Annotated in this window: 20 protein-coding genes; 10 read left to right on the top strand and 10 right to left on the bottom strand. The window is 71.4% G+C overall.

Annotated elements, in window-relative coordinates; all coding sequences use genetic code 11:
• Positions 1-30 precede the first annotated feature (30 nt).
• Positions 31-483, top strand: coding sequence for an SRPBCC family protein (locus OG252_RS47450; protein WP_266445859.1), 453 nt, complete (start codon positions 31-33; stop codon positions 481-483).
• Between the two features lie 30 nt (positions 484-513).
• Here OG252_RS47450 and OG252_RS47445 read toward each other — a convergent pair whose 3' ends face one another.
• Both OG252_RS47445 and OG252_RS47440 read right to left on the bottom strand, forming a co-directional pair.
• Positions 514-1,218, bottom strand: coding sequence for a ribonuclease H family protein (locus OG252_RS47445; RefSeq protein ID WP_329344300.1), 705 nt, complete (start codon positions 1,216-1,218; stop codon positions 514-516).
• A gap of 31 nt (positions 1,219-1,249) precedes the next feature.
• Positions 1,250-2,050, bottom strand: coding sequence for a VOC family protein (locus tag OG252_RS47440; protein ID WP_329344299.1), 801 nt, complete (start codon positions 2,048-2,050; stop codon positions 1,250-1,252).
• 1,556 nt (positions 2,051-3,606) lie between these two features.
• Between OG252_RS47440 and OG252_RS47435 the strand changes: the two genes are divergently transcribed.
• The 4 genes from OG252_RS47435 (at position 3,607) to OG252_RS47420 (ending at position 8,074) form a co-directional block, all read left to right on the top strand.
• A complete protein-coding gene (locus OG252_RS47435; protein ID WP_266445851.1) occupies positions 3,607-5,055 on the top strand; it encodes a family 2B encapsulin nanocompartment shell protein in 1,449 nt (482 codons plus the stop codon).
• Positions 5,056-5,083: 28 nt separating this feature from the next.
• Positions 5,084-6,142, top strand: a complete 1,059-nt coding sequence (locus tag OG252_RS47430; RefSeq protein WP_329344295.1) for a family 2 encapsulin nanocompartment cargo protein terpene cyclase — start codon at positions 5,084-5,086, stop codon at positions 6,140-6,142.
• A 47-nt stretch (positions 6,143-6,189) separates the two neighbouring features.
• The gene (locus tag OG252_RS47425) at positions 6,190-7,065 is read left to right on the top strand and encodes a geranyl diphosphate 2-C-methyltransferase (RefSeq protein ID WP_266445845.1); all 876 of its coding nucleotides are present in this window, start codon (positions 6,190-6,192) and stop codon (positions 7,063-7,065) included.
• Positions 7,066-7,162: 97 nt separating this feature from the next.
• Positions 7,163-8,074: an SGNH/GDSL hydrolase family protein gene (locus OG252_RS47420; RefSeq protein WP_329344293.1), complete on the top strand. Its 912-nt coding sequence runs from the start codon at positions 7,163-7,165 to the stop codon at positions 8,072-8,074.
• On the opposite strand, the gene OG252_RS47415 is transcribed toward OG252_RS47420, so the two are convergent.
• From OG252_RS47415 to OG252_RS47385, 7 genes are all read right to left on the bottom strand, one after another.
• Positions 8,037-8,702 carry a TetR/AcrR family transcriptional regulator gene (locus OG252_RS47415; protein ID WP_266445839.1) on the bottom strand — a complete coding sequence of 222 codons (666 nt, stop codon included), beginning with the start codon at positions 8,700-8,702 and terminating at the stop codon, positions 8,037-8,039. The two genes, OG252_RS47420 and OG252_RS47415, sit on opposite strands and share 38 nt — an antisense overlap.
• Positions 8,699-10,714 carry a CocE/NonD family hydrolase gene (locus OG252_RS47410; RefSeq protein ID WP_329344291.1) on the bottom strand — a complete coding sequence of 672 codons (2,016 nt, stop codon included), beginning with the start codon at positions 10,712-10,714 and terminating at the stop codon, positions 8,699-8,701. Before OG252_RS47410 ends, OG252_RS47415 begins: the two co-directional genes overlap by 4 nt.
• Positions 10,711-12,438: an ABC transporter ATP-binding protein gene (locus OG252_RS47405; RefSeq protein ID WP_329344289.1), complete on the bottom strand. Its 1,728-nt coding sequence runs from the start codon at positions 12,436-12,438 to the stop codon at positions 10,711-10,713. Before OG252_RS47405 ends, OG252_RS47410 begins: the two co-directional genes overlap by 4 nt.
• Positions 12,438-13,304, bottom strand: coding sequence for an ABC transporter permease (locus tag OG252_RS47400; RefSeq protein ID WP_329344287.1), 867 nt, complete (start codon positions 13,302-13,304; stop codon positions 12,438-12,440). The genes OG252_RS47405 and OG252_RS47400 overlap by 1 nt, the downstream gene beginning before the upstream one ends.
• Entirely contained in the window at positions 13,301-14,257 is a 957-nt protein-coding gene (locus OG252_RS47395) for an ABC transporter permease (protein ID WP_329344285.1), read from the bottom strand. Before OG252_RS47395 ends, OG252_RS47400 begins: the two co-directional genes overlap by 4 nt.
• A 2-nt stretch (positions 14,258-14,259) precedes the next feature.
• Entirely contained in the window at positions 14,260-15,843 is a 1,584-nt protein-coding gene (locus tag OG252_RS47390) for an ABC transporter substrate-binding protein (RefSeq protein ID WP_329344284.1), read from the bottom strand.
• A 160-nt stretch (positions 15,844-16,003) separates the two neighbouring features.
• Positions 16,004-16,486 (bottom strand): VOC family protein, encoded by a 483-nt coding sequence (locus tag OG252_RS47385; protein ID WP_329344282.1) that lies wholly within the window; start codon positions 16,484-16,486, stop codon positions 16,004-16,006.
• Between the two features lie 124 nt (positions 16,487-16,610).
• Here OG252_RS47385 and OG252_RS47380 point away from each other — a divergent pair, with 124 nt between their 5' ends.
• From OG252_RS47380 to OG252_RS47370, 3 genes are all read left to right on the top strand, one after another.
• Positions 16,611-17,822, top strand: coding sequence for an epoxide hydrolase family protein (locus tag OG252_RS47380; RefSeq protein WP_329344280.1), 1,212 nt, complete (start codon positions 16,611-16,613; stop codon positions 17,820-17,822).
• Positions 17,823-17,949: 127 nt separating this feature from the next.
• Positions 17,950-18,588, top strand: coding sequence for an ATP-dependent Clp protease proteolytic subunit (locus OG252_RS47375; RefSeq protein WP_266445820.1), 639 nt, complete (start codon positions 17,950-17,952; stop codon positions 18,586-18,588).
• Position 18,589: 1 nt separating this feature from the next.
• Positions 18,590-19,192: a ClpP family protease gene (locus tag OG252_RS47370; protein WP_307672639.1), complete on the top strand. Its 603-nt coding sequence runs from the start codon at positions 18,590-18,592 to the stop codon at positions 19,190-19,192.
• 18 nt (positions 19,193-19,210) lie between these two features.
• On the opposite strand, the gene OG252_RS47365 is transcribed toward OG252_RS47370, so the two are convergent.
• Positions 19,211-19,636, bottom strand: coding sequence for a helix-turn-helix domain-containing protein (locus OG252_RS47365; RefSeq protein WP_329344277.1), 426 nt, complete (start codon positions 19,634-19,636; stop codon positions 19,211-19,213).
• 88 nt (positions 19,637-19,724) lie between these two features.
• On the opposite strand from OG252_RS47365, the gene OG252_RS47360 reads away from it, so the two are divergent.
• On the top strand, positions 19,725-20,498 hold the full coding sequence (locus tag OG252_RS47360; protein WP_266445813.1) for a class I SAM-dependent methyltransferase: 774 nt from the start codon (positions 19,725-19,727) through the stop codon (positions 20,496-20,498).
• Positions 20,499-20,720: 222 nt separating this feature from the next.
• On the top strand, positions 20,721-21,611 hold the full coding sequence (locus OG252_RS47355) for an RNA polymerase sigma factor SigF (protein WP_329344274.1): 891 nt from the start codon (positions 20,721-20,723) through the stop codon (positions 21,609-21,611).
• Positions 21,612-21,697 lie beyond the last annotated feature (86 nt).

The following is a 21,697-nucleotide window of genomic DNA, read 5'->3' as shown; positions in this document are numbered from 1 at the left end:
AACCCGACGAGACGAAGGAGGCGATGACCTGTGTCCCAGGTCGAGGAATCCATCGAGGTCGGCGTCCCCGTGCACACGGCCTACAACCAGTGGACGCAGTTCGAGACCTTCCCCGAGTTCATGAGCGGGGTGGAGCGCATCGAGCAGCGCACGGACACACTCACCCACTGGGTGACCAAGGTGAACGGCGTCCACCGGGAGTTCGACGCGGAGATCACGGAGCAGATCCCGGACGAGCGGGTCGCCTGGACCACGGTCGCCGGCGAGGCCGAGCAGGCCGGCGTGGTCACCTTCCACCGGCTCGACGACCAGCACACCAAGGTGATGCTGCAGATGGACTTCCATCCGGACACCGTCACCGAGAAGGTCGGTGACAAGCTCGGGTTCGTGAAGCGGCAGACCAAGGGTGACCTCGAGCGCTTCAAGAAGTTCATCGAGCAGCGCGGCCAGGAGACCGGGGAATGGCGCGGTGTCGTCGTGTGACAGCCGTCGTAGTGTGACGGCCGCCCCGCGCTATCCGGCGGCAGCCGTACGGCACTCCGGATGGCCCCAGCCCTGATCGTTCTTGGCGATGGGTTCCCCGGCCGCGTACGGGCGTCCGCAGACGCAGCGGCCGGGGAACTTCGCCTTGATGGTCCGTGCGGAGCCGCCGCTCTTGCCGGACGCCTTGGCCCCGCCGGGCCGCTTGCGCGGACTGCGGGCCACGGGCGCGTCCGGTGCGGGCGGCGGCTCCGGCGAACCGAGTCCGCTGCCCGCGGGCTCCTGCACGATCGCCGCCTGGCTGGCGGCGCGGTCGGCGAAGTCGTTGAGCCGGTCGCCGTCGACCTGGTGGGCGGGTACGTAGCGGAACTCGACCGAGCGGCCGTCGAGCAGTTCGTCGATGCGCACGACCAGGTCCTGGTTGGCGACCGGCTTGCCGCCGGAGGTCTTCCAGCCGTTGCGCTTCCAGCCGGGCAGCCAGGTGGTGACCGCCTTCATGGCGTACTGCGAGTCCATCCGGATCTCGAGCGGTACGTCCGGGTCGGTCGACGCCAGCAGGCGTTCCAGCGCGGTCAGTTCGGCGACGTTGTTGGTGGCCTTGCCGAGCGGTCCCGCCTCCCAGCGGGAGGGAGTCTCCGACTCGTCCGCGACCACCCAGGCCCAGCCCGCCGGTCCCGGGTTTCCCTTCGAAGCCCCGTCGCACGCGGCCACCACACGTTCACCCATGCGCCCGATCATGCCATGGCCGCGCGGAGCGTTCGGACTCCGTTCAGGGCACGTCCGTGACCTGCGGCATCTCTCCTGAGGTCGTCGTGACGTCGATCACCGAGAAGTTCGCGCCCTGCGGGTCGCTGAGGGCGGCGAAGCGGCCGAAGGGGGTGTCCATCGGCCCGAAGCGGAGAACACCGCCGAGCTTGGTCGCGCGGGCGACGGCGTCGTCGCAGTCGTCGACGGCGAAGTAGACGTTGATGTACGGCGGCACCTCGGGCGGGAACTCTTCCGTCATCTTCATACGGCCGAGGACCGTGTTGCCCTCGACGTCGAACATGCGGAAGTCGACCGCTTCGTCCTGCATCTGCTTGGCCGTGTACGGGAAGACGGCCGGGAAGAACGCGTCCGACTTCTCGGGCTCACGGGTGAAGACCTCGGCCCAGCAGTACGCGCCGGGCTGCTCGGGCGGCGCCTCGAAGCCCTCGTGGACGCCGGCCTGCCACACGCCGAAGACGACGCCGCTGGGGTCGCGGCCCAGGCACATGGTGCCGAAGTCGCCGACCTGCATCGGCTCCATCACCACCTCGCCGCCGTTGTCACGGATCTTGCCGGCGGTGGCGGCGGCGTCCGGCGACGCGAAGTACAGGCACCACTGCGAGTGCCCCTCCTGGCCGGACATCGGCGGTACGACGGCGGCGACGGCCTTGCCGTCCGCGTAGGCCTGCGTGTAGTTGCCGTACTCCGACGACGCCGCGCCGAAGGTCCAGCCCAGGACGTCGCCGTAGAAGCTCTTGGCTCCCTCGACGTCCCTGAACATCGCGTCGGCCCAACAGGGGGTTCCCTCAGGTTGTACGGCCATGGCTGCGGCCCTCTCCGAGTCGGTGGGTGGTCCGTTTCCGGCTGTCCGCTTCCTCACGCTAGCCATCGCTTCGCCGGACCGCGCGTCGAACGGCCGGGGCCGTTTCGGGGTGGACAGAAGAGGGCGGCTTTCGACAGAACGTGACGAGATCTGCGGCGGGACGGGGAGCGGTTCGGCGGACGGAACGATGCGGGTGGGGTCGCCGGGGCGGGGGCGGTTACGCGCAGTACACGACCGTGTCGCGCCGTCTTCGCCCACGGGCGAGCCTGACAACCTCGACGACGTGCCCGCGTGCCCGCCTGCCGGCACTGCAGGCGCGGCGGTCTCCAACTCGCCGACGAGGATCGCGCTCCGCGCTGTCCGTGCAGCGATCCGGATCATCAAGCAGACCGCGCGGTGAGCGGCCGGCAGGCGGTCCGGGCTGCCGACAGGCACGGAGGGCTCCGAGGCTCGTAGAGCGGTCCGGATCGAGAGGCTGAGAGCACAGCAGCGACCGGCAGACGATCCAGCCCACCGACGGACAGCACACTCCGTGCCCGCGCAGCGGCCCGGAACATCAAACGCAGAGCGCAGCGAGCGACCGGCAGGCGGTCCGGGCCACCGACGGCACAGACGACCCCGAGACTCGCAGAGCAGTCCGGACCATGAAGCTCAGAGCACCAGCAGCAACCGGCAGACGATCCAGCCCACCGACGGACAGCGCACTCCGTGCCCGCGCAGCGGCCCGGAACATCAAACGCAGAGCGCCGGCGCGGCGAGCGACCGGCAGGCCGTCCGGACCGCCGACGGCACAGAGGGCCCCAAGGCTCGTAGAGCGGTCCGGATCGGGAGGCTGAGAGCAGCGACCGGCAGACGATCCAGCCCATCGACGGGCAGCGCGCGCCTCGGCCCTCGCAGCGGCCCGGAACATCAAGCGCAGAGCGCCGGCGCGGCGAGCGACCGGCAGGCCGTCCGGACCGCCGACGGCGCAGAGGGCCCCGAGGCTCGTAGAGCGGTCCTGATCGGGAGGCTGAGAGCAGCGACCGGCAGACGATCCAGCCCACCGACGGGCAGCGCGCGCCGCGGCCCTCGCAGCGGCCCGGAACATCAAACGCAGAGCGCCGGCGCGGCGAGCGACCGGCAGGCCGTCCGGACCGCCGACGGCGCAGAGGGCCCCGAGGCTCGTAGAGCGGTCCTGATCGGGAGGCTGAGAGCAGCGACCGGCAGACGATCCAGCCCATCGACGGGCTGCGCGCGCCTCGGCCCGCGGAGCTGTCCGGGTCGTCGGGCAGGGAGTGCGGGGGGTGGTTGGGGCGGCGGTCGGGCGGCCTGTGCGCCGGAGGGCTCGGGCTGTGCGACCGGCGTGTGGCCATACGCTCGTTCGTCCTCTACCTCGTTCGGGGGTTTGCGCCCTCCGGTCACCGAAGCCGCCCCGTTCGCGCCGTTACCGGCCGCCACCTCGGCTGTTTGGCTTGTTCCTGCGGCGCGCCCGGCACATCCGCCACGAAGCCGCCGCCACCAGGCTGCTGTCAGCACCGACCACTCCACTCGCCCCTGTTCACCCCCAGGGAGGGAATGTGTCCGCACCCGAAAGCGCCCCCGGACCCACCACCGACGACCCCGAGCCCATGGCGCCGCCCGTCGGCGACGGGCAGCTCACCAGTCTCAGTACGCGGGCGGCACGTCAGCTCGCCACGACCACCAAGTCCGAACCGCAGATGCAGGCCATCACCTCACGATGGCTGCTGAAGATGCTGCCGTGGACGGACGTCCGGGGCGGCGCCTACCGGGTCAACCGGCGCCTCCAGCTGCGGATCGGCCGAGGGCGGGTGCACTTCGACCAGAACGGGGCCGACGACGTCAAGGTCATCCCCGAGACGCTCACCGAACTGCCGGCCCTGCGCGGCTACTCCGACACCGAGGTCCTGAGGGAGATCGCCTCCCGGTTCCGGGTGAAGGAGGTGCGGGCCGGCCAGATCCTCGTCGAGGCCGGCCAGCCCGTCACGGAGGCGTACCTGGTCGTGCACGGCAGGTTCACCCGGTTCGCCGTGGGCAAGTACGGCGAGGAGGAGGTCATCGGCGTCGTCACCGACGGCGAGGGCCTGGGCGACGAGGCAGTCGGCCGCGCCGACCCGCTGTGGCTGACCTCGGTGCGGGCGGAGACCGCCGGGGTGGTGCTGGCACTGTCCTGGGACGCGCTCACCGAGTTCACCGGCCGCACGCCGTCCCTGGCGGCCCACCTGGAGGCCTACGCCGAGCGGCAGAGCAGGCCGATGAACCGCAAGGGCGAGGCCGACGTACCGGTGCAGGCCGGTCACGTGGGCGAGCCGGTGCTGGCCGGCGGGTACGTGGACTACGAACTCGCCCCGCGCGAGTACGAGTTGTCGCTCACCCAGACCGTGCTGCGGGTCCACAGCCGGGTCGCCGACCTCTACAACGACCCGATGGACCAGACCCAGCAGCAACTCCGCCTGACCATCGAGGAGATCCGCGAACGCCAGGAGTGGGAGCTGGTCAACAACCGGGAGTTCGGGCTGCTCCACAACACCGACTACGGCCAGCGCATCAGCACCTTCTCCGGGCCGCCGACCCCGGACGACCTGGACGAGCTGCTCGCGATGCGCCGCAAGACCCGGCTCTTCCTCGCCCATCCGAAGGCCATCGCGGCGTTCTTCCGGCAGTGCAACCGGCGCGGTCTGGTGCCGGGAACCGTGAACGTGGAGGGGCACGAGGTGCCCGCCTGGCGCGGTGTGCCGCTCTTCCCGTGCGGCAAGATCCCGATCGGCCCGCAGCACACCACCAGCATCATCGCGCTGCGCACCGGAGAGGCGGACCAGGGTGTCGTCGGCCTCTACCAGACCGGCATCCCCGAGGAGTACCAACCGGGCCTGAACGTACGGTTCATGGGCATCGACGGCACCGCGATCATCCGTTACCTCGTCACCGCCTACTACTCGCTGGCCATCCTCGTGCCCGACGCGGCGGGGATCCTGGAGAACGTGCAGATCGGCCGGACCGCCGACTGACGGGGAGGAGCCTGCGAGGAGTACGTCGATGAGCTCACCCCCTGCATCCGGTTCCGGCATCCGCATCCCCGGACCTCCGAGCCTCGCCCGCACGCCACGAGCCCGGCGCGGCGGCCCGGTCCCCGGCCTCAGGTACCGGCCCGCCGTCCCCGCCGACCCGGAGAAGGTGCGGGAGGTCGACGAGAGACTGGAGGCCTGGGCCCGCCGGCTCGACCTGTTCCCGCCTGCCTGGACGGGCGACTTCTCGGGGTTCCAGTTCGGCCGGGCCGTGGTGCTCCAGCATCCGGGCGCGGTGGATCTCGAACGCCTCACGGTCGCCGGCGAGCTGCTGCTGGCCGAGAACCTCGTCGACAGCTGCTACTGCGAGGAGGACGAGGGCCGGGGCGCCTCCGCCCGCGGCCTCGGCGGCCGGCTGATCCTGGCCCAGTCGGCGCTCGACCCCTTCCACGGCACCCCCGAGCTGGAGGAACAGTGGCGGGAGGGCGTCCAGGCCGACGGGCCGCTGCGCTCGTACCACTGGGCCCTCAAGGACTACGCCGCCTTCGCCACACCCAGTCAGACGGACCGCTTCGTCCACGACATCGCCCGCCTGCACCTCGGCTATCTCGCCGAGGCCGCCTGGTCGGAGATCCGGTACGTGCCCCGGGTCTGGGAGTACCTGGTGATGCGGCAGTTCAACAACTTCCGGCCCTGTCTGTCGATCGTCGACGCGGTGGACGGCTACGAACTGCCCGAAGCGGTCTACGCCCGCCCCGAGATCCAGCGGATCACGGCGCTCGCGTGCAACGCCACCACGATCGTCAACGACCTGTACTCCTTCACCAAGGAGCTGGCGAGCGACCCGACCCACCTGAACCTGCCGCAGGTGATCGCCGCCAACGAGCGGTGCGGGCTGAAGGCCGCCTACCTGGAGGCCGTGGAGATCCACAACCGGATCATGGACGCCTTCGAGGAGGAGTCCGCGGCGTTGTCCGCCGGCTCGCCCCTCGTCGAGCGCTACGCCCGGAGCCTGGCTGCCTGGGTGTCCGGCAACCACGAGTGGCACGCCACCAACACCCACCGCTACCACCTGCCCAACTACTGGTAAGACAGCCCGCCCTGACGTCACGTCAGACGCACCATGAGGAGCCACCGTTGAAGACCGCTGACGCCGGCACCACGACAGCACCGGTGCCGACCCAGTCCACGTACCAGACCCGTGTCGCGGACTACTGGAACGCCGAGGAGAACCCGGTCAACCTCGAGCTCGGGAAGCTCGACGACCTCTACCACCACCACTACGGCCTCGGCGACGTCGACCGCTCCGTGCTCGACGACCCCGACCCCGTCCGACGGCGGGAGCGGATCACCGCGGAACTGCACCGACTGGAACACGCGCAGGCCGAACTCCTCGCCGCCCACCTCGGCCCGCTGACCCCCGACGACCGCGTCTTCGACGCCGGCTGCGGGCGCGGCGGCGGCAGCGTCGTCGCGCATCTCAGGTACGGCTGCCGGGCCGACGGCGTGACGATCTCCGCGAAACAGGCCGAGTTCGCGAACGCCCAGGCCCGCAAGCGGGGCATCGACGACCGGGTGCGCTACCACCACCGCAACATGCTGGACACCGGCTTCCCGGCGGGTCAGTTCGCGGCGTCGTGGAACAACGAGTCGACGATGTACGTCGAGCTCGACCTGCTGTTCGCCGAGCACGCCCGGCTGCTGCGCCGCGGCGGACGCTATGTGGTGATCACCGGCTGCTACAACGACACCTACGGGCAGGCCTCCCGCGAGGTCTCCCTCATCAACGCCCACTACATCTGCGACATCCACCCGCGCTCGGAGTACTTTCGCGCCATGGCCAGGAACCGGCTGGTGCCCGTCCACGTGGAGGATCTGACGGCGGCGGCCCTCCCGTACTGGGACCTGCGCAAGGAGGCGGACCACCTGGTCACGGGCATCGAGGACACTTTCCTGACCGCCTACCGCAACGGCAGCTTCCAGTACCTGCTGATCGCGGCCGACCGGGTGTGAGTCACGGTCGGACCTCGACCGGTCCGGTGTCTTCCGCCCTGCGCCCGGCTGTGCTTGCCTGGGGAGCCGTTTCGTCGGCCGGGGCGGGGGTGCTCGTATGCGCAGGGTGTGGGCCGTGGGGTTACTGCTGGCCGGGCTGCTGCTCGGCGCGTGCACGGATCCGGCGTCCGGTCCGGAGGATGCGCCGCCGGCCCCCGACGTACCCGTCTCGTCCCCCACCACCGAGCACCGGCGGCCGCCCGCCTCGCCGCGCGCACCGGCGAAGGCACCCACCGTGCTGTACCTGGGCGACTCCCTGGCGATGGAGAACCAGCGGGTGCTCGGCGAGGAGCTGCGCCGCGACCTGGGCGCGAAGTACACGAGCGCCCCCTACTCGGGGACCACGGTGTGCGACTACCTGGAGGGCACCGGGGCGCGGTCGCTCGTCCCCGACCGGGACAAGGCGGCCGCCCTGGTGCGATCGCTGCACCCGGACTATGTGGTCCTGCAGTTCTGGGGCAACGCCTGGGGCTACACCTGGTGCATGGACGGGATCACCCACAACGACTCGCCCACCGAGTACTTCGAGCGGTACGCCGCCGACGCCGAGCGGCTCACCGAACAGATCGCGGCGGCCGGCGGGGCGAAGCGGCCGAAGATCGTGTGGGTGCTGCAGGGCCCGGACCCGATCACCCCCGACCGGATCCGGCGCGTGAACAGCCTCTACGAGGAGCAGGCCGCCGCCTCGGGCGACCTCGTCGCCGACGCGGGAAAGACGGTCAGCCCCGCCGGCGCCCGGCAGACCTGGGTCCAGTACCTGCCGTGCACCGCCTACGAGCACGACCACCCCGACTACTGCACCCAGCCCGGCCGGGACCGCACCGCCCTCCACCTCGACAAGGACTACCTGCACTTCTGCCTGGCGCCCACGACGGCCACGCCGAAGCCCTGCCCGGTCCGCTCCCCCGGCATCCTGCGCATCGCCCGGGAGATCACGCGGGTGATCGGCGAACGAGCTCGGTCTCGATGAGCCGGTTGAGGTGACGGCGCGCGTCCTCGGTGCTCAGCGCGGGCACCTGGCGCAGCCGTTGCAGGGCGAGTCCGTCGGCGAGGGCGGAGAAGCGGACGGTGAAGCCGTCGAGGTCGTCGCCGGTGAACTCGCCCTCGGCGACGCCCCGTTCGGCCAGGGCGCGGATCTGCTGATGCCAGGCCTCGTACCGCTGGGCCTGCCCACGGGCGAAGGCCTCGTCCGTGCCCTGGTCGCCGGCGTTCCAGTAGTCGAACCACATCCGCCAGTGCCGGTCGGTGTCCTCGGTGAACAGCGCGTCGACCAGCAGCCGCAGCGCCTCGGCCGCGCTGGAGGCCTGCTCGGCGGTCTCGCTCAGCTCGGCGTAGTACCGCTCGATGTGCAGCACCATCGCCTCGGAGAGGATCTCCTGCACGCTGCCGAAGTGATAGGTGACGGTACCGACGGACACCCCGGCCGCGGCGGCCACGTCCCGCACCCCGACCGAGGCGTAGCCGCGTTCGGCGATCAGCGGGACGGCCGCCTCGACGATGAGCCGTCGGCGCACCTCGGTGGGCTGGCGGGTACGGTCGGCGGCGGCGACGGCACGACGTGGGGACTTCGCGGCCTGGGAGGGCTTCGCGGCCGTCATCCGGACGTCCTCGGGGTGGTGCGGTGCCATGCGCGCTTGGCCACTGTCTCTCCGTTCGCCCGTGCTTCGACGCGACTGTCCATGACGAAGTCCGCGGCCGTGGCGCGCAGCTCCGTGCGCACCATGATCTCAGCGGCCCAGTCGGCGCCGTCCTCCCCGCGCCGCAGCCTGATGTGCCACTCCGACACGGCCCGCGCGGACAGCGGGTCGTCGCTGCGGATGCGGTACGTCTCCCGCGCGCTCTCCTCGTACCGCAGTCCGTCCGGGTACGTCCGCGATCCCCCGTAGTTGGGGTCGACCTCGAGCGTCCACTCGCCCTTCGCCACGTCGTGCGTGACGAGCCGCTCGGGAGCCGGGGCGGCGGGCCGGTCGTAGGTGACGGCGAGCGGCGGGGCCTGTTCGGGTTCCTCGAAGCGGATCGGCGGACCGTCGACGGCTTCCCGTACGGGGAGGAGGACGGCGCTCTCGGCGGGGACGACCCGCAGTTCGCCGCGCTGTCCGTGCGGCCACACCCACGGCCAGTACGCGTCCGAGACGGCGACGCGGACGCGGTTGCCGGGCGGGAAGGCGTACCCGATGCCGTTGAGCTCGACCTCGACGTCCTCGTACGTCCCCGGGGTCCACTCGACGGCCCGCTCGCGGCCCCGCCTGCTCAGCAGGTTGAGCACACCGCGGCTGACCAGGGTGGACGAGCCGTCCGGGGCGACGTCGCAGAGCCGGGCGATGACGTGGGCGCGCGGGGTGGCGCTGTCCAGGCGGAGCCTTGCGCGGGGGCGGCCGAGGATCTCGACGCGCTCGGCGAGGGGCTCCGAGTCGAAGCAGACCGAACGGCCGTCCTCCTCGCGCTGGTCCGGCGGCAGGTCGCTCGCGTTGCCGAACGGGAAGAAGCGGCCGGCGTCGATGCCGGTGTGCTGCGGGGACCGTACGAGGACAGGGGAGGCGCTCGCCCCCAGGGCCCGCTCCTCGAAGGTGACGTGCAGCGAGGGCCAGTCGGTCTCGCCGACCCAGCGTCCCGGCATCTCGTCGTAGGAGGTGGCGGGCGGCACCGGGTCGTTGATCCAGCCGCGCAGGAGTGGTTCCGCCATGACGCCCGTGTCGGTGCCCTTCAGGTGCTGGTCCCACCAGCGCAGGGTCTCCTGGAGGAAGCCGATCGCGGGGCCCGGCGGGAGGCCCCGGTCGGGGTACTGGTGCGACCAGGGGCCGATCAGTCCCCGTACCCGGTCGGCGGGCAGGTGCTCGACGAGCCGGAGCACGGCGTCCCGGTAGGGGTCGTGCCAGCCGCCGACGGCGAGGACGGCCGCCCGCAGCGCCCCGTAGTCCTCGCAGACGCTTCCGTGCCGCCAGTACGCGTCGCGCTGCTGGTGGTCCAGCCAGGTGTGCAGGAAGGGTTCGAGGGCGTCCAGGCGCTCGCGCCACATCGGCAGCCAGCGGTCGGCGCCGACGGTCGCCGGGTCCGGCGGGCGGGAGGCGAAGGCGAGCATGGTGCCGGCCCAGGCGGGCATGTCGATGCCGAGGACGGCGCCTCCGGTGTAGTGGACGTCGTTGTCGTAGCGGTCGTCGGTCGAGCAGACGGTGACGATCGCCTTCAGCGGTTCGGGGGCGAGCGCGGCGATCTGGAGCGCGTTGAAGCCGCCCCACGAGATGCCGAACATGCCGACCTTGCCGGTGCACCAGCGCTGTGCGGCAAGCCAGTGGACGACGTCGACGCCGTCCGCGAGTTCCTGCGCGTCGTACTCGTCGCCGGGCGTGCCCTCGCTGTCGCCGTGGCCGCGTATGTCGACGCGGACGGAGGCGTAGCCGTGACCGGCGTACCAGGGGTGGCGCTGGGCGTCGCGCGGGGCGGTCCAGTCGCTCTTGCGGTACGGGAGGTATTCGAGCAGCGCGGGCACGGGGTCGGACTCGGCGTCGGCGGGCCGCCAGACGCGGGCGTGCAGCCGGGTCCTTCCGTCCCGGGTGGGGATCCAGACGTCCTCGCGGATCACCTGGCGCTCGAACTGCTCGCGGTACCTCACGAAACTCCTTCGGCGATGGGGGCGTTGACGGGGCTCCAGCGGCGGACGCGGTGTCCGTCGCCGTGGTCGGTCCACAGGTCGTCCGGTACGGCGGCGTCCTCCCACTCGGCGATGTCCTCGACGAACGGCTCCGCGTCGGGGTCGGGTTCGAGGGCGGCCGCCATCAGCTGGCGGGTGTAGGGGTGGCCGGGCGCGGCGAAGACGGCTTCCGTCGGGCCTTCCTCGACGACCACGCCGTGCCGCAGGACGAGGACCCGGTCCGCCACGCCGCGGACGACGGCCAGGTCGTGGCTGATGAACAGGCAGGCGAGAGCGCGTTCCCGGCGCAGGTCGTCGAGCAGCCTGAGGACGTCGGCCTGCACGGAGACGTCGAGGGCGGTGGTGATCTCGTCGGCGATCAGCACGTCCGGCTCGCCCGCGAGCGCCCGGGCTATGCCGATGCGCTGCCGCTGGCCGCCGGAGAGCTGCGCGGGCAGGCGGTCGGCGAGGGCCGGGTCGAGGCGCACGTCCGAGATGAGCTGCCGGGCGCGCTCGGCCGCGTCCGTACGACCGGTGGCGGTGCCGAAGAAGCGCAGGGGCCGTCGGACCGCTTCGCCCACCGAGCGGCGGGGGTTGAGCGAGGTGTCCGCGTTCTGGAAGACCAGCTGGACGCGGCGGCGAAGGGGCAGCGGCCTCTGGTGCGCGGGCGGGGTCAGGTCGCCGGTCTCGTGCGTCATGGTGCCGCCGGACGGGGTGCGCAGGCCCGCCAGTGTCCACGCGAGGGTCGACTTGCCGCTGCCCGACTCGCCGACGAGCGCGAGGACTTCACCGCGCCGGACGTCGAAGGAGACGCCGTGCACGGCGCGGGACCTGCCGTAGTCGATGGTGACGTCGCGCGCGCAGAGGACGACCGGGGCGTCTGCGGCCACCCCGGCCTTGGGCCTGACCTCCCGCTCCCCCGCCTCACCCACGAGCGCGAGCCCAGGGTCGTCGAGGCGCGGCACGCTCGCCAACAGCCTTCGGGTGTACGGGTTTTCGGGCGCCGCGAACAGCTTCCGTGTGGGCGCCGACTCGACCGCCCGGCCCGAGCGCAGCACGGTCACCTCGTCGGCCAGGTGCGCGACCACGCCCAGGTCGTGGCTCACCAGCAGGGCGGCCAGGCCGAGTTCGTCCCGCAGGGCGGCGATCAGGTCGAGGACGCTGCGCTGGGTGACGACGTCCAGGCCGGTGGTCGGCTCGTCGAGGACCAGGAGCTTCGGGCGGGCCGCGACGGCCATGGCGATGGCGACGCGCTGCTGCTGGCCGCCGGACAGCTCGTGCGGGTAGCGGCGGGCCAGCTCGGCGGGGCGGGGCAGCCGGACCTGTTCGAGCAGTTCGACGACGGGGACATCGCCGCCGACCTCCTCGATCTGCTTGCCGATCCGCATCGAGGGCGTGAGCGCATGACCCGCGTTCTGGGCGACCATCGCGACGGTTCCGCCGCGCAGCCGCCGCAACTCCCGTGCGGGCAGGGCGAAGACGTCGCGGCCGTCGACGCGGACCGAGCCCCCGGTGATGCGGGAGCCGTGCCGCAGATGCCCCAGCAGGGTCGCGGCGACGGTCGACTTGCCGCTGCCGGACTCGCCGACGAGGGCGAGTGTCCGCCCCTCGGCGACCTCCAGGGACACCTCGCGCACGACGGGCACGTCCCGGCCGCCCGAACGGTAGGCCACGGACAGAGAGTTCACGGAAACGATCGAGGCCATCAGGAGCCCTCCCTGATCCGGTCCACGCCCCACGCCTTGGACAGGCCGTCGGCCGCGAGGTTGAGCCCGACCACGAGCGTGGCCAGGGCGATGATCGGCGCGAGGCTCGCCATCGGGACGACGGTGATGGCGGTGCGGTTCTCGGCGACCATCAGACCCCAGTCGGGGGTCGGCGGGTCGGCGCCGAAGCCGAGGAAGGACAGCGAGGAGATCAGCAGCACGACCCAGGAGGCCCGCATCGCGAACTCCACGTACACCACGTCCGTGATGTTGGGCAGGAGCTCCCGGCGCAGGATCGACCAGGTGCCCTCGCCGCGGGCGCGGGCGGCGGTGACGTAGTCGGCGGGCACCACCGCGAGGGCGGCGCCGCGCACGACACGGACGACCTGAGGGACGTACACGACGGCGACAGCCAGGACGATGACCGCCGGGCCGGTGCCGAGCGCCGTCACCACGACGAGCAGCGCCAGGACGGACGGCACGGACAGCACGGCGTCCAGGACCCGTCCGAGCACGTCGTCGAACAGGCCGCCGCGCAGTGCGGCCGCACAGCCGACCACCGTGCCGAGGGCGACGGTCAGCACGGTCGCGGCGAGGGACACGCCGAGCGCGTACCGGCCGCCGTACAGCACGCGCGCCAGGACGTCACGGCCGTACTGGTCGGTGCCCGCCCAGTGTTCCGGGCTCGGGCCGAGCAGTGCCTGCGCGGGGTCGTTGGCGATGGGGTCGTAGGAGGAGAGGAGCGGGGCCAGCAGGGCGATCACGACGTGTACGGCGACGACGGCGAGGCCGAGGACGGCGGTGCGCGAGGTGCGCAGGGTCCGCCAGGCGCGTGCGGCCGCCGGGGCTGCGGCGAGCGTGGTCATCGGGTCCTCCCGCGCGTGCGGAGCCTGGGGTTGAGGGCCATCGCGCCGAGATCGGCGGCGAGGTTGCAGACGACGTAGACGACCGCGCTGATCAGGGCGATGGCCTGGATGACGGGCAGGTCCCGGTTCTGCACCGAGGAGAGCATCAGCTTGCCGATGCCGGGGTAGTTGAAGACGTTCTCGACGACGGCGACGCCGCCCGCGAGCCAGGCGACGTTGAGGGCGATCACGTGCAGGGTGGGCAGCAGGGCGCTCGGCAGTGCGTGCCGGGTGACGACCCGCCAGGTCGACAGGCCCTTCAGCCGGGCGGTCGTGACGAACTCGCCCGCCATCACGTCGATCACCGAGGTACGGGTCATGCGGACGATGTACGCGGCCATGACCACGGCGAGCGCGAGGGCGGGGAGCCAGACGGCGGGCAGGAGTTGGCCGACGGTGGCGTCGGGGCCGTAGAGGACGACCGCGGGGAACCACGGCAGCGCCACCGAGAAGCACAGCACCAGCACGGTCGCCACGACGAACTCGGGGACACTCATGCCGACGAGGGCGGCGGTCGAGATGACGTGGTCGGGCCAGCGGTCGCGGTACAGGCCCGCGAGGATGCCGAGGACGATCGATCCCGTGACGGCGAAGAGGACGGTCACGAGGGCTATCAGCGCGGAGTTGCCGAGGTACGACGACACCTCGCCGCCCACCGGCCGGCTGGAGACGAGGGAGGTACCGAAGTCGCCATGTGTGGCGCCCGCGATCCAGTCGGCGTAGCGCTCCCAGGCGGGCCGGTCGAGCCCAAGCTGCCCGCGCAGTGCGGCGACGGCGTCCGGGGTGGCGTCCTTGCCGAGGACCTGGGTGGCGACGTCACCGGGCAGGGCCTGGACGGCGAGGAAGACCAGCACGGAGGAGAGGAAGAGCGTGCCGAGGGCGGCCGCGATCCTGCGGGCCAGGAAGGAGAGCATGCTCAGGCTCCCTTCAGGCCGATGCCGAGGTAGTCGAACTCGAAGCCGTGCTCGGCGTATCCGCGCACCGTGCGCGAGATCCCGACGAGCCGGTCGGCGAACATCGGGGTCATCGCCCCGCCCTTCTCGATCACCGTCGTCTGCGCCTCGCCGTACAGCTCGCGGCGCCGCGTGTCGTCCGTCTCGGCGCGCGCCCGGTCCAGAAGGGCGTCGAAGTCCTTGTCGGACCAGGCGGTTTCGTTGTAGGAGGAGCCGCTGCGGAAGATCTGGGTGAAGAGCTGGTCGACGGGTCGGCCGGTGAACCAGTAGGTGGCCATCAGGGGCTTCTTCATCCAGATCTGCGTGTAGTACGAGTCCGCCGACGCCGTCTTGACCCGGATGCGGATGCCGGCCCGTCTGGCGGAGTCCTGGTAGGCGAGGGCCATGGGCGTGAACAGCGGGTCGTAGGACGACGTGTAGAGGTCGACGGCCAGGTTCTCCTGGCCCGCCTTCTTCAGCAGGTGGCGCGCCTGTTCCGGGTCGTGCTTCGGGTGTGCGGGGAGGTGGACCGGGTCGCTCGGCGGCACGGGGTTGTCCCAGCCGGCGGTGCCCGCGCCCTGCAGAGCGACCTTGACGACGTGCTCGGGGTCGTAGGCGAGCTTCATGGCCTGCCGTACCCGGACGTCGGTGAAGGGCTTCTCCGTGGTGAGCATCGGCAGGACGTACCACTGGGCGTTCTTCACGCGCGCGACGGTGGCCCGGTCGGAGGCGGCGACCACGCGGGCCGTCGCGAAGTCGAGGTTGGTCTGGGAGAGCAGGTCGACCTGGCCCGCGAGCAGGGCGTTCGAGCGGGCCGACATGTCGGCGACCGAGTAGAAGGCGATGGCGTCGAGGACGGGAGCGCCCGCCCAGTGGTCCCGGTACGCGGTGACGCGACCGGGTCCGGCGGGCGCGAAGGACTCCAGCTGGAAGGGGCCGGTGCCGATGCCGGTGCGGCCGATCGACTTCGCGCTGCCGTCCGGGACGACGTAGCAGTTGTAGTGCGTGAGGAGGCTCGGGAACTCGGCGTTCGGGGACTTCAGCGGGACGACCAGGGTGTGGGCGTCGGGGGTGCGCAGCCGCTCCGGGTCGACGAGCGGGGCGAGTACGGCGGCCTGCGGGGACGCCGTCGCCTTGTCGAGGATGTGGCGGAGCGTGTAGGCCGCGTCGGCGGCGGTGAAGGGGCGGCCGTGGTGGAAGGTGACGCCCTTGCGGAGCCGGAAGGTCCAGGTGCGGGCCGTGCTGTCGGACTCCCAGGACTCGGCCAGGTCGGGGGCGAGTTCGCCGTTCGCGTCGACGCGGACCAGCCGGTTGTAGAGGGCGCCCAGGTACTCGTACGCCGACAGGGCGCTCGCCGGGTCCAGGGTCTCGGCGTCGGAGGCGGGCGGCCGGGCGATGCGCAGGGTGCCGCCGCGGTCGGGGGCGCCCTTCGCCGCGGCGGCCGGCAGGACGGGGGTGGACGCGGCCCCGGTACAGCCGGACAGCAGCCAGGACGCACCGAGCGACGCCGCCGAGGCCACGCCCGCGGCGAGCACCGACCGCCGTCCCGGGTGGTGGATGTCGGACATGAACCGACCGTCCCTCTCGCTATTCGTTCAGTGGAACGATTGAGTGAAGTGCGTGAACGATAACGAGGGCGCGGTGCGGCGCCAACCCTTCGGACGCGGAAATTAACCTCGGAAACCCAGTGGTTACGCCGGTTCGCTGTGGTGCGGGGAGGCGGGTGCGTCACTCGCCCGCGTAGGCCTTGTCCAGGGCGGCGAGGTCGAACTTGCTCATGGCCATGAACGCCTTGGTCACGCGGGCCGCCTTCGCCGGGTCCGGGTCGGAGATCATGGCGTCGAGCCGGTCCGGGACGACCTGCCAGGACACCCCGTACTTGTCCTTGAGCCAGCCGCAGGGGCCGGGCTCGCCGCCGCCCTCGGTGAGCTTGGCCCAGTAGTAGTCGATCTCCTCCTGGTTCTCGCAGATGACCATGAAGGAGACCGCCTCGGTGAACTTGAACTCGGGGCCGCCGTTGAGCGCGAGGAACTTGTGGCCGTTGGCCGTGAACTCGACGGTCAGCACGGTGCCGGCGGGCTGAGGCGCGCCCTCGGGGTAGTGCACGACCCTGCCGACGCTGGAGTTCTTGAAGACCGAGACGTAGTAGTGGGCGGCCTCCTCGGCCTGGCCGTCGAACCAGAGACACGTGGTGAAACCGTCGGTTGCCATGGGTACCTCCTGGGCGTGCGGAAAGCTGTCACCTGTGTCGACCGATCCTCGCCCCGGAACTCATCGGTCGGGCCGCCGGTTAATCCAGGTGGCCGATACACCCTTCGGAACTAGCATCGCGGCCATGACGTCTTCACCCGCTCACCGCGGCATCCAGCCCTTCCGCATCGACATACCGCAGAGCGACCTGGACGACCTGCACGACCGCCTGGACCGGACCCGGTGGCCGGACGAGCTCCCAGGGGTGGGCTGGGCGTACGGAGTTCCGTCCGCCTACCTGCGCGACCTGGTGCGGTACTGGCGACACACGTACGACTGGCGGGCGGCCGAGGCGCGGCTGAACGCGTGGCCGCAGTTCACGACCGAGATCGACGGCGCGCATGTGCACTTCGCGCACATCCGCTCCCCCGAGCGCGACGCCACCCCGCTGATCGTCACGCACGGCTGGCCGGGCTCGATCGTCGAGTTCCTCGACGTCGTCGGTCCCCTGACGGACCCGGCCGCGCACGGCGGTGACCCCGCCGACGCGTTCCACATCGTGCTGCCGAGCATCCCCGGCTTCGGGTTCTCCGGACCCACCCGGGACACCGGCTGGGAGGCACGCCGGATCGCCGACGCGTGGGTCGAGCTGATGACACGCCTCGGCTACGACCGGTTCGGCGCCCAGGGCGGCGACTGGGGCGCCGCCATCTCCCGCGAACTGGGCCGCGTCCACCCCGACCGGGTCATCGGCATCCACCTCAACCTGCTGCCCGGCGCACAGGCGGCCACCGAGCCGACCTCCGAGGAGCTGGCGGCGCTGAGCCCCGGGGAACGGGAACGGACGCTCCTCTCGTGGCGCAGGTGGGCCGAATGGTCGCGGGAGGGCACGGGCTACTACGCCGTCCAGCACACCCGCCCGCAGACCCTGTCCTACGCGCTCACCGACTCGCCGGTCGGCCAACTCGCCTGGATCGTCGAGAAGTTCCGGGAGTGGACCGACTCCGAGGAGCTGCCCGAGGAGGCCGTCGACCGGGACCTGATGCTGACGAACGTGATGCTGTACTGGCTGACGGGCACGGCGGGTTCGTCCGCCCGGATCTACTACGAGCGCGCCCACGCCGAGGGAGACCGGGTCGCCGCCCCGAACGAGCCCTCGACCGCCCCGACCGCGCTGGCGTCCTTCCCCGGCGATCCGCAGATCCCGCTGCGCCACAAGGCGGAGCGGACGGAGAACATCGTGCGCTGGACGGAGTTCGACCGGGGCGGGCACTTCGCGGCGATGGAGGAGCCGGACCTGCTGGTGGGCGACGTGCGGGCGTTCTTCCGGCAGCTGCGCGAGAAGGGCGACGGCTGACGCGGCAGGGGGCTCGACCGCCCGCTCTGCCCGCAGCGAATCTGCCGCGGGCAGAGAATCCGCATTCCGGTCTCGTGAGGGGCCAAGAGTGGAGTCGACGGCATCCCCGCCACCACGAGGAGAACCGATGACTCCACTCACCACGCTCGCTCCGCGGGCCGAGGAAGGCGACACCGCGCCCACCCGCTTCGACGACCACCTGGCCGCCCAGTTGCTCGCACAGCGCATCGTCCTGCTGGGCACCCAGGTCGACGAGGTCTCCGCGAACCGGGTCTGCGCCCAGCTGCTGATCCTGTCCGCGGAGGACCCGCGCACCGACATCAGCCTGTACGTCAACAGCCCGGGCGGTTCCGTGCACGCGGGCCTGGCCATCTACGACACGATGCGGCTGATCCCGAACGACGTGTCCACGCTCGCCATGGGCTTCGCCGCGAGCATGGGCCAGTTCCTGCTGAGTGTGGGCACCCCCGGCAAGCGCTACGCGCTCCCCAACGCGCGCATCATGATGCACCAGCCGTCGGCGGGCATCGGCGGCACCACCGCGGACATCGAGATCCAGGCGGAGAACCTGGAGCAACTGAAGCGGACCATGGAGCGGATCACCGCGGAGCACACCGGGCAGAGCCCGGAGACCATCTCCCGGGACGGCGACCGCGACCGCTGGTTCACGGCCGAGCAGGCCAGGGAGTACGGCATGGTCGACCGGGTCGTGGAGTCCTTCGCGGACGTCCGCCCGGGCGCCTCGAAGCGACGGATGGGGCTGTGACATGGGGACCTACACGATTCCGAACGTCGTCGAGCGGACCCCGCAGGGCGAGCGGTCCTACGACGTCTTCAGCCGGCTGCTGTCGGAGCGGATCATCTTCCTCGGCACCGAGATCGACGACGGCGTGGCGAACGTCGTCATCGCGCAACTCCTCCATCTGGAGTCGTCGGCCCCGGAGAACGAGATCGCGATCTACATCAACTCCCCCGGCGGCTCGTTCACTTCGCTGATGGCGATCTACGACACGATGACGTACGTCCAGGCGCCGATCTCGACCGTCTGCGTCGGCCAGGCGGCCTCCACGGCGGCCGTACTGCTGGCCGGCGGGGATCCCGGGCGGCGGATCGTCCTCGAGCACGCACGCGTGCTGCTCGGGCAGCCGGCCAGCGGCGGACAGCGGGGCACGGTGTCCGATCTCGCGCTCCAGGCCAAGGAGATGGTGCGGATCCGCTCCCAGGTGGAGGAGGTCCTGGCGCGGCACACGCACCACGACATCGCGAAGCTGCGCGCGGACATGGACCGCGACAAGGTGTTCACCGCCGAGGAGGCGGTGGCGTACGGGCTCGCCGACCAGGTGCTGAGCCGGCGCCTCGTGACGGTCTGAGGCGCCGGCCGCGGTTCGTCAGGCGGCCAGGCAGAGCCCGTTGTACGGCGCCGTGGAGCGGCCGTGACTCCTGACGGACCGGGGCGTCGTCCGCCGGACTAGCTCGCCCTGCGCCAGGGACAGCAGGTCGCCGAGGCCCAGGCCCAGGGCGCCGGCGGCGGCCGCGAGGACCTCGGAGGAGGCCTCCTTGCGGCCGCGTTCCACCTCGGAGAGGTACGGCATGGAAATCCTGGCCGTATCGGCGACGTCCTTGAGCGTGCGTTCCTGGGCGAGGCGTTCGCGCCGCAGGACGTCTCCGACGAGGTCGCGCAGGAGGGGTTCCCTGGCGGCGGGCTCGGGAGGGGCGGTGACGGGGCGTTCGGACACTGGGCCGGTGGTCCCGGGGCGCGCGGCGGGCGGGCGCAGGGGGATCACGCGGGCTTGGTTCGGCGCTTGGCTGCTCACCTCTTCAGACTAGATTTCCTGGACGCCAGGGGAAGGGGTCGGCATTCTGCCCTGGGTGGAATCGCGGCGGCCAAGGGGCGTGGGAACAGTGCTACGAGAAACGTTCAACGAGGTCGCGGAGCTGTACGACCGGGCACGGCCCCGCTATCCCCGCGCCCTCGTCGACGAGTTGGCGCGCACCGCGGGCCTCGGGCCAAACAGCCGGGTCCTGGAGGTGGCCCCGGGGACCGGCCAACTCACCGTCCCGCTGGCGGAGTTCGGCTGCCGGGTCACGGGAGTGGAGCTGGGGCCCGCCATGGCGGCCGTGGCCCGGCGGCGGCTGCGGGAATTCCCGCTGGCCGACGTGGAGGTGGCGGATTTCGAGCACTGGCCGCTGCCGCCCCGGCCGTTCGACCTGGTGGTGTGCGCCACCGCGTTCCACTGGCTCGACCCGGCCGTGCGCCTGCGCAAGCCGGCGGACGCGCTGCGCCCCGGAGGCAGGCTCGCGGTCGTCACCACCGAGCACGTGGCGGGCGGCAGCACGGACTTCTTCGCGCAGGCCCAGCGCTGCTATGAACGCTGGGACCCGGCCACCCCGCCCGGACTACGACTCCAGGACGAGTCGGAGATCGCCATGGACACGGCAGAGTGGGAACGCGGCGGGCGGTTCGGGAACGTCGTGGCCACCCGATACCTCCAGGACATCACGTACTCCGCCGACGGGTACGTCGACGTGCTGCTCACCTACTCGGGCCACCGCGCGCTCGACGAGGCCCGTCGGGGCGGCCTCCTGACCTGTATCCGGGATCTGATCGAAAGCCGGCACGGCGGCAGCGTCACCAAGCGCTACCTGCACGAGCTGATCGTCGCCACCCGTACCTGAGCGGAATCCGCGGCCGCACCGCCACCGGTTTTTCGCCGCATGGACACAGAACAGGCATGCGTCGTCACAGCCCGGGTACGCGCCAGGAAGGACCTGCTCGGCGGTCGGCGTGCATACCTTGCCGCTGTCCGGGTACCCGCAACCGACGAGCGCTGAGCAGGAACCGAAGACAACCGAGGCCGAAGAGGCAGACGTCGAGCCGTGACTTTCGTGGGAGAGGTAATGGACACCGCCGTGATCCGGTCGGAGGCACAGGTCGTCGAGGAGACCGCCGGGACCAGGACGACGGGCGACGGACCGCTGCCGGGAGTCGAGAATCCGCGGACCGTTGCTCCGCGCGACGCGCGAGAGCTGTCCCGCCAGTTCTTCCAGCGCCTGACCGAACTCGAGGAAGGCACGCACGAATACCAGTACGCACGCAACACCCTCATTGAGATGAACATGTCCCTCGTGCGCTTCGCGGCCGGCCGGTTCCGCGGCCGCGGGGACGACATGGAGGACATCGTCCAGACCGGGATGATCGGTCTGATCAAGGCCATCGACCGCTTCGAACTGGCGCGTGAGGTCGAGTTCACGTCGTTCGCGCTGCCCTACATCGTGGGTGAGATCAAGCGGTTCTTCCGTGACACCACCTGGGCGGTGCACGTGCCGCGCCGCCTCCAGGAGCTGCGCGTGGAGCTGGCCAAGGCCCGCGAGGAACTCGCCAGCCGCCTGGACCGCGACCCGACCGTCGCCGAGCTCGCCACCTTGATGAACATCCCCGAGAGCGAGGTCGTCGAGGCGCAGATCGCCTCCAACGGCTACAACTCCTCCTCCTTGGACGCCGCGCTGACGGGCGACGGCCCCGAGGGCGGCGAGTCGGTCCTCGCCGACTTCATCGGCGTGGAGGAGGACGGACTGCGGCTCGTGGAGGACTTCCAGTCGCTGGCTCCGCTCATGGCGGAACTGAGCGAACGCGACCGTCAGATCATCCACATGCGGTTTGTGGAGGAGGCCACCCAGGCGGAGATCGGCGAACGCCTCGGCTGCTCGCAGATGCATGTGTCGCGGCTGATCAAGCGGATCATCATGCGGCTGCGCCAGGGCATGCTGGGGGAGCTGGGCTGCGCCTGACCCGAACACACCGCGCAGCGGGTGCCGCCCCACAGGCAGGAATCAGGAGTGGAGCGGCACCCGCGACGGGCGGCTCAGACTCAGTG

Origin of the sequence: Streptomyces sp. NBC_01352 (assembly GCF_036237295.1) — a bacterium.
In the GTDB taxonomy this organism is placed as follows: domain Bacteria; phylum Actinomycetota; class Actinomycetes; order Streptomycetales; family Streptomycetaceae; genus Streptomyces; species Streptomyces plumbiresistens.
Note: the sequence above shows the minus strand (reverse complement) of the source record. Positions and strands in the feature narration are given on the sequence as shown.